At 48.5% G+C, this 15,130-nt stretch carries 13 protein-coding genes; 6 read left to right on the forward strand and 7 right to left on the reverse strand.

Annotated elements, in window-relative coordinates; genetic code table 11:
• Positions 1 to 98 precede the first annotated feature (98 nt).
• Complete coding sequence (locus FIU95_RS04350; RefSeq protein ID WP_152456105.1) at positions 99 to 1,031, reverse strand: LysR family transcriptional regulator; 933 nt, start codon at positions 1,029 to 1,031, stop codon at positions 99 to 101.
• A gap of 186 nt (positions 1,032 to 1,217) precedes the next feature.
• Between FIU95_RS04350 and metE the strand changes: the two genes are divergently transcribed.
• The gene (metE, locus tag FIU95_RS04355) at positions 1,218 to 3,449 is read left to right on the forward strand and encodes a 5-methyltetrahydropteroyltriglutamate--homocysteine S-methyltransferase (protein ID WP_152451844.1); all 2,232 of its coding nucleotides are present in this window, start codon (positions 1,218 to 1,220) and stop codon (positions 3,447 to 3,449) included.
• 79 nt (positions 3,450 to 3,528) lie between these two features.
• Here the strand turns inward: metE and FIU95_RS04360 are convergent, their stop codons facing one another.
• The 4 genes from FIU95_RS04360 to pepQ all read right to left on the reverse strand — a co-directional run bounded on the left by FIU95_RS04360 (position 3,529) and on the right by pepQ (position 7,173).
• Positions 3,529 to 4,668 (reverse strand): amidohydrolase family protein, encoded by a 1,140-nt coding sequence (locus tag FIU95_RS04360; protein ID WP_152451846.1) that lies wholly within the window; start codon positions 4,666 to 4,668, stop codon positions 3,529 to 3,531.
• A 3-nt stretch (positions 4,669 to 4,671) separates the two neighbouring features.
• A complete protein-coding gene (locus FIU95_RS04365) occupies positions 4,672 to 5,316 on the reverse strand; it encodes a hypothetical protein (RefSeq protein WP_152451848.1) in 645 nt (214 codons plus the stop codon).
• Positions 5,317 to 5,349: 33 nt separating this feature from the next.
• Positions 5,350 to 5,580 carry a hypothetical protein gene (locus FIU95_RS04370; RefSeq protein WP_152451850.1) on the reverse strand — a complete coding sequence of 77 codons (231 nt, stop codon included), beginning with the start codon at positions 5,578 to 5,580 and terminating at the stop codon, positions 5,350 to 5,352.
• Positions 5,581 to 5,859: 279 nt separating this feature from the next.
• A complete protein-coding gene (gene pepQ / locus FIU95_RS04375; protein WP_152451853.1) occupies positions 5,860 to 7,173 on the reverse strand; it encodes a Xaa-Pro dipeptidase in 1,314 nt (437 codons plus the stop codon).
• Between the two features lie 83 nt (positions 7,174 to 7,256).
• Between pepQ and purU the strand changes: the two genes are divergently transcribed.
• The 5 genes from purU to FIU95_RS04400 all read left to right on the forward strand — a co-directional run bounded on the left by purU (position 7,257) and on the right by FIU95_RS04400 (position 14,052).
• Positions 7,257 to 8,093, forward strand: a complete 837-nt coding sequence (gene purU, locus FIU95_RS04380) for a formyltetrahydrofolate deformylase (protein WP_152451855.1) — start codon at positions 7,257 to 7,259, stop codon at positions 8,091 to 8,093.
• Positions 8,094 to 8,270: 177 nt separating this feature from the next.
• Positions 8,271 to 8,579: a hypothetical protein gene (locus tag FIU95_RS04385; RefSeq protein WP_172975312.1), complete on the forward strand. Its 309-nt coding sequence runs from the start codon at positions 8,271 to 8,273 to the stop codon at positions 8,577 to 8,579.
• 108 nt (positions 8,580 to 8,687) lie between these two features.
• Positions 8,688 to 9,419 (forward strand): AraC family transcriptional regulator, encoded by a 732-nt coding sequence (locus FIU95_RS04390; protein WP_152451859.1) that lies wholly within the window; start codon positions 8,688 to 8,690, stop codon positions 9,417 to 9,419.
• A gap of 402 nt (positions 9,420 to 9,821) precedes the next feature.
• The gene (locus FIU95_RS04395; protein WP_172975313.1) at positions 9,822 to 12,620 is read left to right on the forward strand and encodes a TonB-dependent receptor; all 2,799 of its coding nucleotides are present in this window, start codon (positions 9,822 to 9,824) and stop codon (positions 12,618 to 12,620) included.
• Positions 12,621 to 12,732: 112 nt separating this feature from the next.
• A complete protein-coding gene (locus FIU95_RS04400; RefSeq protein ID WP_172975314.1) occupies positions 12,733 to 14,052 on the forward strand; it encodes a glycosyl hydrolase family 18 protein in 1,320 nt (439 codons plus the stop codon).
• A gap of 201 nt (positions 14,053 to 14,253) precedes the next feature.
• On the opposite strand, the gene FIU95_RS04405 is transcribed toward FIU95_RS04400, so the two are convergent.
• Both FIU95_RS04405 and FIU95_RS04410 read right to left on the reverse strand, forming a co-directional pair.
• Positions 14,254 to 14,466, reverse strand: coding sequence for a hypothetical protein (locus FIU95_RS04405; RefSeq protein ID WP_152451865.1), 213 nt, complete (start codon positions 14,464 to 14,466; stop codon positions 14,254 to 14,256).
• Positions 14,466 to 14,930: a hypothetical protein gene (locus tag FIU95_RS04410; RefSeq protein ID WP_172975315.1), complete on the reverse strand. Its 465-nt coding sequence runs from the start codon at positions 14,928 to 14,930 to the stop codon at positions 14,466 to 14,468. The genes FIU95_RS04405 and FIU95_RS04410 overlap by 1 nt, the downstream gene beginning before the upstream one ends.
• Positions 14,931 to 15,130: the final 200 nt, after the last annotated feature.

Genomic DNA, 15,130 nt, shown 5'->3' on the forward strand with positions numbered 1-15,130 from the left:
ACATCTCCTGTAAAGCAGCACCCAGAGCGGGCGATTAATGACGGCGGGCGTGTGCACCCGCTCCAGTTATCTGTTGCTGATAGTAGTGGCTAGCCCGCTTAACTCGCCGCACGAATCCCGTTTAGATGGGTAAAACAGGTATCCCGGGCGGTCTGCAGAAAGTCAGTGGCATAGGCTTGCTCCAGCGTCTCCTCGCGCACGGCGGCATACAGAGTGCTCCAAAGCCCCTTTTCTCCCAGGCGCAGCTGCGCCACAAATCCTTTTTGCAGATATTCGTACAGGGCCCAGTTGGGCAGAGCGCAGACACCGCGTCCACTGGCCACCAGCTGCACCATCATAACCGTCAACTCCGCCGTGCGCACACCTGCAGGCTCGACGCCGGCGGGCTCGAGGAAATTCTGGAAAATATCCAGACGCTCCCGCTCCACCGGGTAAGTGATCTGTACCTCTCCGGCCAACTCCCCGGGAGTCACCCAGCGGCGCTTGGCATCATCTTGCAATAGTGGGTGTTTGCGGCTGAGTGCCAGGCACATCTCAAAGCTGAAGAGTGGCTGATAGTGGATGCCTTTCAAATCCCGGTCTGGATTAGAGGTGACTACTAGATCCAAGTCACCGCGGGTAAGGGCTGGCAGCGGTGCGAAGTGAAAGCCACTGCAGAGGTCCAGCTCCACCTCGGGCCAGTCATCGCGATAAGTATTCAAAGCCGGCATCAACCACTGGTAACAGCTGTGGCATTCGATGGCGATATTCAAGCGCCCCGACTGGCCGGAGGCCAGCCGTGCCAAGTCTCGCTGGGCTAGAGCCGCGCGCGGCAATATGTCATCGGCCAGCTGCAGCAGGCGCAATCCGGCGCTGGTAAAGCGCAGCGGGCGAGACTTGCGCACAAATAGTGGCAGGTTGTGGCGCTCCTCCATTTCCCGGAACAGGTGGGAGAGGGCCGATTGGGTCAGGTGTAGATGCTCAGCGGCGCGCACCAGGCTGCCAGTCTCACGCAGAACAGAGAGGGCGCGCAGATGGCGCATTTCTATCATCATTAAAATTATTCATGTTTATGGCAAAAAATATGAAATTGATTGAATAACACTGCGGGCACACAATCAAGTCCTAAGCCTCACAAGTGGTGAAGCCACTATCGGTAGATACAGACAGCATCGACATGTGTGGGCAGGAAATAAGGGCTTGGCCCTCTCACAGGAACGGACTTGGGAAAGTAGAAAATGGTGCAAACGCATGTCCTCGGTTATCCGCGCATCGGCGCCGATCGCGAACTAAAGAAAGCTCAGGAAGCCTATTGGCGCGGTGAAATATCTCAGCAGCGGCTATTGGAGGTTGGTGAGAGTATTCGCCGGGAGAACTGGCAGGCCCAGGCGAGTGAGGGGCTCAATTTAGTGACGGTTGGCGATTTTGCCTGGTATGACCAGGTGCTCAATCATTCGCTGATGTTTGGTGTGGTTGCTGAGCGCTTTGCCGAAGGGGCTGCGAGCAATAAATTGGACCAGTACTTTCGCCTGGCCCGCGGCCGCGCGCCCTCCGGCCAACCGGTTGCGGCGAGTGCCATGACCAAGTGGTTCGATACCAATTACCACTATTTAGTGCCAGAGCTTCACGAGAAGCAAGCTTTTACCCTGGATAGTAATTGGTTGCTGGAAGAAATACGTGAAGCACAATCCCTGGGTTATAAGGCCAAGCCGGTGGTTCTCGGGCCGCTCACTTACCTCTGGTTGGGGCGGGGTGTTGATAATGCCTTGGATTTACTCGCCAACTTATTGCCCTGCTATACCGAGCTGTTTTCCCAGCTCGAAAGCCTGGGGGTGGATTGGGTGCAAATTGATGAGCCGATTCTCGGTCTGGACCTGCCAGAGCAGTGGCGTAGTGCGTTTCACGATGTGTATGCCCAACTCAACCAGACGGCAGATTTGCAATCGTTGCTGACGACCTATTATTCCCCGCTGCGGGAAAACCTGCAGTTGGCTTTTTCCCTGCCGGTAGCGGGAGTACACATTGACTGCGTACGGGCGCCAGAGGAGTTTGCGCAAGCCGCGCAGTTGCTTGGGGAAGATCAGGTACTTTCCGCGGGGGTACTGAATGGCCGCAATGTTTGGCGAGCGGATTTGCAGAAGTGGCACTCACAGCTGAAGCCTCTGGCGGATCGTTTGGGCGAGCGCCTATGGGTTTCGGCCAGCTGCTCACTACTGCACAGCCCGGTGGACTTGGATACCGAAACATCGTTGCCGGCTGAGCAAAAACAAAAGCTTGCCTTCAGTCGCCAGAAGTTAGCGGAGTTGGCCCAGTTGCAAAAACTATTGGCCGAGCCAGTTCCATCAACGGCAATTCCTGTAGAGAATCCTATCGCCGTCAACTCCGTCACTGAACGCTTACAGGACAGCTGGCGTGCACAGCGCTATCAAGAGCGCGCGGTACTGCAGGAAAAACGCTGGCAGTTACCACTGTTGCCGACCACCACGATCGGTTCTTTCCCACAAACGGACCTATTGCGCAAGGTACGCCGCCAGCATCGCAGCGGTGAGATCAGTGAGTCGGATTACACCGAGCATTTGCGTGCGGAGATTGCCGAGGCGATCCGCCGCCAGGAAATTCTTGGCTTGGACGTGTTGGTACACGGTGAGGCCGAGCGCAACGATATGGTGGAGTATTTTGGCGAGCAACTGCTGGGGTTTGTGCATACTGGCAATGGTTGGGTACAGAGCTATGGGTCTCGCTGTGTAAAACCGCCCATTATTTTCGGTGACATCTCCCGTCCACAGGCTATGACCGTGGAGTGGAGCCGCTATGCTCAGAGCCTGACCCAAAGGCCGGTAAAAGGCATGCTCACAGGTCCAGTGACGATTCTCAACTGGTCCTTCCCTCGTGAGGACATCCACCGAAGTGAAAGTTGCTTGCAGATTGCCGAGGCATTACGCCAGGAAGTATTGGATCTTGAGAATGCGGGTATAGGAATCATTCAGATTGATGAGCCGGCTCTGCGCGAGGGGGTTCCCCTGCGGGAATCCGAGCATGCCGATTATTTTGCCTGGGCGGTGGGTTGTTTCCGCTATACCTGTAGCGAGGTAAAAGCGGAAACCCAGATTCACACTCATATGTGTTACAGCAATTTCAATGCGATTATGGAGGCGATTGTCTCCATGGATGCGGATGTGATTACTATCGAATCCGCCCGTTCTGACCTGCGCCTGCTCAGTACTTTTGCTGATAGGAACGGCGGTTACCTCAATGAGATTGGGCCGGGAATTTACGATATCCACTCGCCTAATGTGCCTGAGCGGGAGGAGCTGGTTGAGCGTCTGAAGAAAATTGCCGAAGTGGTGCCGATACAGCGGCTTTGGGTGAACCCAGATTGTGGCTTAAAAACCCGCAGCTGGGCCGAAGTGGGCTCCTCCCTACTGAACATGGTGGAAGCGGCGCGCACTGTGCGCAGCGAGTTGGCCTAATATTTGGTTGATAAAAAAACCGGCAGTCTTTTGGACTGCCGGTTTTTACTTTTCTTTTTTTGCTTGCCGCTTTGCCTTTTTATTCAGACTTGGCTGCAATGGTAGTCGTACCATTTAATTCAAATGGCACCGAGGGATGAAATGGCTTGATGCCCAGAGCTTGATACAGTTCATCGGGGCGATAGAGATTTTGCCCTTCAATAACCAATGCGGTGCGACGCAATGCACTGATATCTTCCAACGGATTACCCTCTAGCAAAACCAGATCTGCATTTTTACCCACGGTGATGCTGCCGGTATATTGATCGACTCCCATTACCTGGGCGGGTACTAGTGTGGCGGTACGCAGTACATCCATTGCGGGAATACCGGATTTGGCATAAAGCTCCAATTCGCGTAACAGGGTAAATCCAGGAATACCATCGGAACCCGCTACCATGGTCACCTTGTGCTCATGCAGTTTACGCATCATTTTCAGCAGGGCATCGGCGGAGAGGTCGTAGTCATCCCGGTGTTCCGGTTTTACATCCAGCTCGGCACCGACAAATGAGCGCTGGATATTCACCGGTAAATGGTCGGCAATATCTTCAAACTCCGGATCTACTTTGCCAGGTTGGCGCAGCAACATAGAGCTAAATACGGTAGTCGTGGCATCTACCACTGTGCCTTTTTCAGCGAGTTTATCCAGGAATTTACCAACCTCTGCACTTTCCAAGTCCAGCTCGTGGGCATGTTCACCAATTTCGGTAAAACGCAGTTTTTTACGGGTGTCGATCTTGCCCATAAAATTGAGGAACAGCATGTTGATATGCTGGATTTCATCAAAGCCGGCATCCACCGCTTCCTCTGCGGTCATAAAGGCGGGGATATGCCCGGATAAGCGCATGCCGTTTTCGTGGATATGTTTGGCTAAAGGAGCGATCCATTCGGGTTCCATGGAGCTGTAGGTTTTTATCTGCTGGTAGCCGTGCTCCGCGTACCACTCGACAATTTCCTTGGCTTCTTCCAGGCTATCTGCCGTTTTACCCATGCGCATGGCATTTTCACTTTCCCGGTCCATAAAGCCCGCACGGAACAGGTCACCGCCGATAATCTGTTCGGACTCATACAGGCCGGATATGCGCATAATATTTTCGTGGGTATTACCGATATCACGCATATTAATAATACCGGCGGCCATATTCAGGGCACCATCGGTGGATGACAGATGTGCGTGCATATCTCACAGCCCGGGAATCAGGGTATGGCCCTTGGCATCGATACGGGTGGCGTTTTGGGCTTTGATTGGGCGGCGGCTAATCTTGGTGATTTTGCCGTTTTCCACCAGTAGGTGGCGACGCTTGCGCAGTTTGCTCGCTTCTACATCCACCAGATTAACGTTGCTAATCAGGATCGGCTGGGCGGAGGTATGGGTGTGCTTTTCGGCGATATCCAGTAAAAACTGGTCGGAAGCGGCAACTTGGCGTTCTTTGAGTTGTTGCAGGTGGGATTTATCCCAGCCTTTGCGTAGTATGGCGAACCAGCCTCCTTCATCGGCGGCAAACAGATCACCGGATTCATCGTACCAGGCCAGGTTTGGAGTAAAACCCAGGCCACTCACACCGTAGAGATGCACGGTTTTTTTCTCATCGCCCTGCTCAAGAGTGAGCTGATCCAGTTTGTGTAGCTGGGCTTGTCCTTGGGGTAGCAAGCCTATGCTGTGATCCTTATCGGCAAGTAGCGCTTTTACCAGCTGGGTTTGTACGGCCAGGGTCGAGTTTTTGGGAATATAAAATTGCGCTTCGGAAGTTTTTGCACTGCCGTGTTCATCGGTGCCCTGCCAAGTGGCCACAGCATCTTTCAGTGTAAATTCTTCATTGACTGGCACGCCAAAGGGGCTGATACCTTCAATGTGGACCTGCTAGGGCATTTTGGCAGCGCCGATCGTGAAGCTCTCCTTTAGGTTGAGTCGGCGGTTATTCCAACCTAGCTTTAATTCCCCGGAAATTTTCGAGCCCTTTTGTTCGATTACCTCGCTGCTGGCGATACCCCCTTTATCGTAAAAGATATATTCGATCGATTTTGCATAGGCGCAATTGGCAGTGGCGAATACCGCTGCGGCGACCAGTGTTGCTAGCCTGGACTTTTTCATAGGGCGAACCTTTCTTGTTGTTTTTGCGCAGGGGAGGTTGGCTGTTTTTTTCTATTCAGGCAAGAGATAGCAGTACAGAGGGTGATCGCTTTTGGAGTAATTTCGGCAGAAGGATGAATCAGGGCGACAGGGCGTTGGGGTAAACCTCAGTGGTTTTTTATTTTACTTGTTAAGGGTGTGGGAAATCTTGAGGAGGTTTGGCAACCTGGAAGACAACAAAGCCTGCCAGATTGCCTTGCTCTTGGCGAGAGTGAGTTAGAGTATCATTTAACTATGGCATTAATGCTCCGCTTCGCAGGCGCGGGTGAGGTTCTCGTTTCCTTCGGCACCCACCACAATATTGTCCTCAATACGCACGCCGCCGTAGGGGCGGAACTCTTCAACCTTATTCCAATTAACTTCACTGGCAAGGGAGGAGGCTTTCAATTCCGCCAGCAGACTATCGATAAAGTAGAGCCCCGGCTCAATCGTAAATACTTGGTTTTCTTCAATAGTGCGGCTGGTGCGTAGGAAAGGGTACTCCGCAGGTGGGGGTGTGGTACCGCCATCGGGGCCACTCTGGTGACCACCCACATCATGGACCTGCAGGCCGAGGAAATGGCCCAGACCATGAGGCATAAATGGCCGGGTTAACCCGGACTCCACCGCACTCTCGGCAGAAGTCTTGATGATTTTGAACTGGGCCAGCAGCTCGCCGACTTTCAGATGGCACTGGCGGTGTAGATCCGGGTAGGGCAGGCCGGGCTTAAGGCCGTCCACCAGTTGCAGCTGCTTTTCATCCATCGCTGCCACCAGCTGAGCGAACTCGCTGTCGGCATAGCTATAAGTGCGGGTGATATCCGCACAATAGCCATTGCAATCGGCCCCGGCGTCTATCAGAAAGGTCTTTAACTCTGTGCCGGGCAGGCGTTGGGTGGAGAGGTGCGTGTAGTGCAGTATCGCCGCGTGTTCATTGAGGGCCACGATATTGCCGTAGGGCATGGTGTTCTCGCCCTGGCCGGTAGCACTCAAGTAGGCCTGGTTGATCTCGAACTCGCTGGCACCGCTGCGAAAAGCCAGCTCGGCAGCTCGGTGCCCTGCTACCGCAATGCGATTGGCCTCGCGCAGGCAGGCGACTTCATAGGGGCTCTTGTAAGCGCGCGCCCAATGTAGACGGTTAATCAGGGTTTCGGGGTTGATCTCGCCGAGTGGCCAGTCCTGGAATCTGTCGGCCTCGCCAATGAAGGCGGCGTTATCCGTGTTTAGGAATTCCCTGGCATCTGCTGGCTTACTCAACAGCTCGATATCGTAGAGCTCACTCCAGAAGGTCTGTGGCGCGGGCGGGACATAGTGCCAGAAGTCCACCGGGCGGTAGAACAATAGCTTGGGCTTCTGCCCACGCCTGTAGATCACCCAGCTGTTGGGGTTGTCGGTGACCGGTACCAGGGCCTTGAACTGGGGATTGACCTTAAAAGGGTAGGAGTTGTCATCCAGAAACTGCATCCTGGGTGCACTGCTGAATACATTCAGGGTATCGAAGCCGCAGGACTCCAATATTTCATCGTAGCGGCGGCACAGGGTGGCCATATGATCTGCGTAAAGGTTTTTATCCATGTTCTCCCCGGAATGGATCGCTGAATCAATTAGACGGCATAGTGTATAGTCTGAACTCTGGATATTTGGCCTGAAATTCGACCATGGAAAAGAAGATACTGCTAACCGACTGCCCTGATGATAAGGGTCTGATCGCGAAGATTACCAATATTTGCTACAAGCACCAGCTCAATATCGTCAAGAATGATGAGTTTGTGGACCGCGCAGAAGGCCGCTTTTTTATGCGCACCGCCCTCGAAGGCATCTTCAATGACACGACCTTCCTGGAAGACTTGGATATGGCCCTGCCACAGGGGGCCGAGCGGCGCCTGGTATCCACCGAACGCAAGCGCCTGGTGCTGATGGTGACACGAGAATCCCATTGCCTGGGGGACATCCTCATGAAGTGCTATTCGGGCGCACTGGATGTAGAGATCGCCGCGGTGATTGGCAACCATCCAGACCTGGGTGGGTTGGTGGAGAAGTTTGATATTCCCTTTCACTGTGTACCGGCACAAGACCTGAAGCGCAGTGAGCACGAGGAAAAAGTGGCTGCCCTGGTAGATGACTACAATCCGGATTACCTGGTACTGGCCAAGTATATGCGGGTACTCACCCCAGAGTTTGTCGCCCGTTATGCTGGTCGAATTATCAATATTCACCACTCCTTCCTGCCGGCCTTTATCGGGGCCAAACCCTATCAGCAGGCCTATGAGCGCGGTGTGAAAATTATCGGTGCTACCGCTCACTTCGTGACCGATGATCTGGATGAGGGGCCGATTATTGAGCAGGATGTAATACATGTGGATCATGCCTATTCGGCGGAGTCCATGGCGGATGCGGGCCGCGATGTGGAAAAGTTGGTTTTGTCCCGTGCACTGCAGTTACTGTTGCAGGAGCGGGTATTTATCCATGGCAATAAAACCGTGGTATTCAAATAATTGATAAAATCTCCTGAGGCTAATAGCCTTTTGTGGAAGCTTTTTTATGAGCCAAGAGGGCTTGCTGTGCTGAATAAAAATAAATTCAACTCCCCATTTTCCCCAATACGGCTATTTGGGGGATTGGCAATTGCCCTGATATTGACAGGTTGTACCAGTAACAGCCCGATACCAGGAATGAAGGAATCCTTTGAGACAGAAGTTGCTCCCAATGGCGCCAAGCGTTTTACTTTTACGTTGAAGGGAAAGCAACGCGATATCCCTGCGCCAGTCGTGGCAGGCTCCAGTGCTCAGTCCCGTATGCCGAGAGGGCCAGTGGAGAGCGGTGGCCCTTCAAGTCGTCGGGTAGAAGCCTACTTTGATTGGGCTCTAGAACAGAAGTTGATGGAAACCGGTTTCTGCGAGCGTGGTTATTTTGAAATTGAGCGAATTATCTCCCCATATGGGGGAGAAGTGCGGGGTGAGTGTCGAGAGGGGGCATTTTGATACTTTTAGTGTCTTGATTAGAAAAACTTATTGAGTTTGTTAGTTTTTAAGAGGTTAGTCAGTAGGCTCAGCTATATTCCAGTTTTATACAAAATGTAAATAAGAATAATGAAGTATCAATCAGTCTTGGAACAGGTCTCTACGCAGCAGATCATTGCGGTGTTTGACCTTATATCAGATATTATTTTCTGGGTAAAAGATGAATCCGGCTATGTGGTGCATTGTAACCGGGAATTTATTGAGCATGTCGGTTGCAGGTCATTACATCAGGTAGTTGGCCGTTCAGATATGGATTTTTCTCCTTCTTATCTCGCTAAAAACTATATACGTGACGACAAAAGGGTGATGTCAGGAGAGACGATTACAGATCGTCTGGAATTAAATATTGGTAAAACAGGTGAGTTAGTTTGGTTTACGACATCAAAGCGCCCATTGAAGAGTGCCAATGGAGAAATCATAGGAACCTATGGTGTAGCTCGAGACCTTAAAGAGACGGTTAAGACTCTCTCTAGAATGGATAAACTTAAAAGGCCAGTTGAATACATAAAAAATAACTATAGTCAGCCAATTGCGGTTGAAGATTTGGCAGAGGTTGCGAGTTTATCGGTTAGTGCATTAGAGCGGCGTTTCAAAAAATATCTGGATAAAACACCCATGCAATTCGTACGGGAAGTCAGATTAGAGAACTCTCGTCGTATGTTGGTGGAAACACAAAGCCCAATATCTGAAATTGCTTATCGGGTTGGCTTTACATCTCATAGTTACTTCAGTAGACACTTCAAAGGCATGTTTGGACAGCTTCCAGCAAATTATCGCAGTGAAGTTCAGTCGAATATATAAAAACCGAACAAGCTGAGTGTCCTCAGCAACTTTAAAGAAAGTAGTACGCTAACTTCCCCCGATGAGTTGATAGCCGCCCATTTCATTCATTTCTGGAAATTCTAGACCCGAGTTTGACTTAGGGTTTTATTCCTTAAAATAGGTAGTTAGTCGATTCATTTTTGGCTTTCAGCGACTGCTTGTTTTTTCTTAAAAATCTAAAACGCCGATTTTGTTTCATTAGTATCCCAGTATTGATTACCTCCTCATCAAAGTTTTTTTTTAGGGTTTTAGTGCTCAACAAATGAACTGTCTTTTTGGAGTTTAGGGTCCCCGGACAGTTTTACGCCAGCCCTTTGAAAGGGGCTGGCATTTTTTGAACCGGTGAGAGAAAAAACAGAAAGTTGGGATGCTATGAAAATAATGAAGAAGAATAGCCGAAAAAGGGTTAATACCTGGAGCAGAGGTTTCACGCAGAAGTCTATGGTTACTGCTATCTCGCTGGTCGTAAGTAGTATGGCGATCGCGGAAGATACTTCGGACTCTGATGAGAGAATTGAAGAAGTTCAAGTCATTGGAATTCTTGAGAGTGCTACCAAAAACCTTGAAATCAAACGGGATTCCCTTGCTGTAGTAGATGCTATTACTGCAGAAGATATTGGTAAGTTCCCCGATAAAAATGTAGCTGATTCTCTCCAGCGCGTGCCTGGTGTCACTATTGATCGCAGTGGTGGTGAAGGTAGCACGGTTAGTATTCGGGGAACCAGCTCAGAGTGGACTCTCACCCAGTTAAATGGAAATTACATTGCTACTTCCGGTAGTGGAGCTCCCTCTAGAAATTTTAACTACTTATTACTTCCCTCCAGTATGATCAGTAGGGCAGAGGTTTATAAAAGCCCCGAGACAAGAATTGATGAAGGTGGTGTCGGTGGTACCGTTATCCTACATAGCCACAAACCTCTTGAACTTGATGCTGGACAAGGTGTAATTACCACAGAGGCGACTTATTCAGATACTACCGAAGAGTGGGACCCACAATATAATGCTTTCTACTCCTGGAAAAATGAGAGCGAAACTTTTGGTATTTTAGTGGGGTACACCAGCCAGGACCGTGGCGTAACCGGAGTTACCAATTATGCAAGTGGCTGGCGTTTGCACTCAGATACTGATGAAAATGCAGATTTGTCAGCTCTTGTTGATCAGACCACAGAAGAAGTTTTCAACAATGTGTGGGCGCCCACGCAGGTAAGTATTCACAACTCTAAGGAAGACCGAACCCGTGATGGATACCAGCTTGCCGCACAGTGGCGACCCACTGAACGCCTGGAATTTGGTTTTGCTTATTTCGGTTCCAAGCTTGGCTATGACACTAATACTCAAAGCCTGACATTTGCGGAATGGAATGATCATGACGATGCATACTATGGCATTGAAGTGGATGGAGATACAGTCGTCACCTATGGTTTTAACGACAATGGTGACCTTAATGAAAATAACTGGGGCGATGGAGATGTCAATGGCGGTGTAGACCTATACCGTGGTTTGATGTCTCCCCAGTTGACAGGCTATACCCGCAAGGGTGAATCGGAATCTAATACCTATGATTTTGAAGTTATCTATGAAGGGGATTTTTATACCGCGGCTATAAATGTTGGGCATACAGAAGCAGAGGGGGGAACTTCTGAACTCACATACGCTAATATGGATGCTCGTTATGGTTCAGTGGATAGCTGGCTTTGGTCAATTGCAGATGGTAAGCCGAGTTATGAAGTTTCCACAGATCTTACAAAAGATACTGAAGCTTATCCTTATTATGACTGGTTTGGCTCAGATGCTACGGAAAATAGCGATGAAGAGAGTTACTATCAGCTAGATTTGGCATTTGATACTAACTGGGGAATTGTTAATAAGTTTTATGTGGGCACAAAGTATAGGGATCATGAGGCTAGATCCTATAGAGATATCTATCGCTGGGATGACGAGACTGATGATAATGGCGGTTACCGAGGTTGGTTACCTGGCGATCAATGGTTCCACAATCCTGATTACCACCCAGATACTTCAACTCTAATTAGCGATAAGGTAGTTGATAATAGTGCTGGTAATACAGGTGCCATTGATTATCTGGCATTTGATACCGATGCCTTGATGGACTATGTGCGTGGAAACTTCAACCTCACTGTTATGCCAGTACTATCTGGCACTTATACAATTGATGAAGAAATATTCTCTACCTATGCCCAAGCTGATTTTATATGGCGAGACTTCCGCGGAAACTTGGGGGTTCGCTATGTCAGCACAAAATTATCTACTGAAACGTATGATGATATTACTGGAATGGAATCGGATGAAGTTATTGCTAACTCCCGCAGTAATACCACAAAAGAATTTTTGCCAAGTTTGAATGTTGCCTGGGATCTAACTGATGATCTGGTAATACGATTTACAGCCTCTAAAGCCATGTCAAGGGTGAGTTATGCTTATCTGGGGCAGGCTGAAACTTATGGTCCACCAGTTCATATTATTTCTCCGGATGAGTGGACGGGGCGAGGAAGTGGCACCTTTGCCAATACGGATCTGGAGGCCATGATCTCCAAGCAGTTGGACCTGGGCCTAGAGTGGTATTACGCCGATGGTTCTGCATTGGGTGTAACTTTATTTGGCAAGGATATTGACAATCTGCCAATCCAAGTAACTGAAATTGTTGAGCGTGAGCACGATTGTTGTAATGGCCCTATTGAAGTGGAAATGAAGGGGCAGATAGGAGGAGGAAACGCAACTTCTAGAGGGGTGGAGTTGTTTGCCCAGCATGCTTTCGAAAGTGGCTTCGGTTTTATGGCCAACTATACATTCACCGATACCGGCACTTCCACCATCATTCTTGCTAATGCGTCAATCGAAGCTGAGATACCTGGTACCGCGAGACACCAATATAATTTATCTGCATTTTATGAGAATGAAAATTTCGGTGCTCGTGTCTCCTATAATTGGGTGGATGACAGGGTTACAAGTTTGCATCGTGGGTATGCGGTATACGATAAGGACTACGGACAGTTGGATCTGAATGCAACCTATACCTTCACTGATAACTTTAATATCTCTGCCTCTATTATCAATTTAACTGAAGAAGTGGCGGAGGGATATTGGAAACAGGAAAATCGGATGACATACAACAACTACTCTGGGCGCCGATTTTATATTGGTGCAAACTATAAATTCTAACACCTCGTTGATCGCAGTGTTGGGTGTAGAGCAAACGCACTACACCATTTTTTGATTTTAGATGTTAGATTGTAAAATTCACATAACAACATAATAAAAAATGAGCATAGATATGAAACAACCAACACTTAGAGCAATGCAAGCTGCTTGTGCCACCTTTTTATTTCAGGCTGGTGCCTACGCAGGTATTGAAGTGGTCAGTTCAGGCGTATGTCCTTCTGATGCTACCAAAGTAAGCTATTCTGAAGCGCTTAATTATCCTGATGAATTTTGTGGTCTTCTCAATAGTGGTGATCTTGTCGGTCTATCAGGAGGGGCTTCAATAGAGCACCTGGGTGACAATTGCCAATTGACGGACAATGAAAGTCGACAAATGTCCAAGACATTATGTAAGTCTGAACCTTCAGCACCACATGTTGTTAGTGGAAGCAGTTGTTCGTCCGATGCAGACCCGGTTACCTATCTTGAGGCACAAATTTATAAAGATGAGCTGTGCTCTGTTCTGGGAGATTGGGAAATTGCAAGCCTTGCCGGTAATGCCTCCATGGATGGCAGTGGCTATGGGTGTGGTTCACGCAAGAATGAAATACGTCAGCTGGGCTCCACCCTGTGTAAATCTGATATTCCTCAAGAAAGTGGATCTGCTCCCAAAGTTGCTTACGTAGAAGTTAATAGTAATAACCTGGGCAATGCAGGCTGCTTTACAGAGAGTGATGGCAGCCAGTTGTTTGATATAGCTGTGATCTTCGCGGCAAATATTAATTATGATGGTCAGAAAGCTGTACTGCATTTTAATGACCAAGTGTCGGACTTGCTCAATAACAATTTGAGTACAGTGCAAGACTTGCAAGACAAGGGTACGAAAGTAGTACTCAGCGTTCTCGGAAATCACCAAAATGCAGGTTGGTCTTGTTTTGCCAATGAGCAATCCGCAGATGACTTTGCTCAGCAGCTGAAAGATGCAGTCGATCAATATGGTCTGGATGGTATTGATATTGATGATGAGTACTCACAGTGCAGCCAAACCTATTCTGACTCCCTGGTAAAAGTGACTAGTGCATTGCGAGAGAAAATGCCAAATAAAATCATTTCCAAAGCACTTTGGAGTGATACCGATACTTTTCAGGCTGAATGGAACGGCAAGAAACTGGGCGATCAACTCACTTATGGCTGGGAGATGAGCTACTGGTTGGGCTCAAGCTGCACCTCACGAGTTCAGAAGTACCTAAACTTGGGGGTCGATAGATCCAAGTTGGGTGTTGGCGCTTCTACTGTGTTGAATAGCGATTCCACTGCAAGTGCATTAGCTTCCTGTAATGAAAATAATAATCTGGGTGGCGGCACTATGATTTTTAATGTGACTAAAGATTCTAGTAGCTACCTTTCTACAGTGTGGCCAGGTACTTCAGAGATCCCGAATTGCCTTAAGTAGTTAAAAATTCCCCGTGGAATCTTGTGTGACCTGCTGAAGCGGGGATGTGCTAAAGCTAACTACCCAGTACAGGTGGGAATGTCTGTATTATTACTGTTTTTATGGGGACATCCTATACAGCTATGGGTAGTAAGTGGTGTGGATATATTTGTTTAGCTTAATATGCTTCAGGGTGGTTTGAAGCCACCCTGAAGAAAAGCTTTATAATAGTTTTTCTAAGGGTATACCTGTTTCCTTTTCAATCACTTTATATTCCTCTTTAAGGAACTCTAGGAATTGAGTCAGCTGTAAGTGGTGCTCCTCATAATCTGTCTTGTCGCCTATGGTCTCACTTCTTAAAAGGCCTTCTTGATACAAAACGGCATCTCTAACAGCAGAAATTAGTAGTGGTGCCCAGGTATTAGGTACTTCCATTATATAGCTTCCTTAATTAAGGATTTTTCTAGTATTTTTAACTTATTCTTAAATTGATTCAGAGGCATGTCGTAGGCTGGGGCTATCGTATAGTGTGTTGCCTCAAATCTGGTGTTATATTCATCTTTTACAATTGCAATTCCTTCTGGCAAAACTGTCCCTGCAGGAATTTTGTAGTACTCCCAGTTTTTACCTTTTGGTAAGCCTGGTTTATCAAAAGTGCTGAGTCCCCTGGGGCGATCCTTTATGCAAACCCACTCTGTCCCATCGCGGTATTCTATGGTGATATCTGCTGGTCTAGGACGTCCGTTAGACAGAATGAAACCTTTTTCTATAAAGTCGAAGACACCTTGGTCTGATTTTTTGTTCAGAGCTCTCCATAGATCTATGGGTGTTTGACCGTCAGAGTAAGAGTCTGCTTTTCCCTTCGCAATTAATATTTCTTTTAAAACTTTAATGCTCACTTTCACCTCCGATGTTGAAAGCTTGGGGCGATTAGAAAGTTTGGCTAAATTTTTGCCAAAACGTACTAATACCGTTTCTTTGTTGTTAGGCGCCGCCTATGTGAGGATTTTTAATTAAGTTAACGTAGAATAATATTGTTGGAAGGTGATGGTTGCAAATACGTAGCTATACAGGAAGAGAGAGTTTGTGCCAGTTCGAT

Source organism: Microbulbifer sp. THAF38 (genome assembly GCF_009363535.1).
Lineage (GTDB): Bacteria > Pseudomonadota > Gammaproteobacteria > Pseudomonadales > Cellvibrionaceae > Microbulbifer.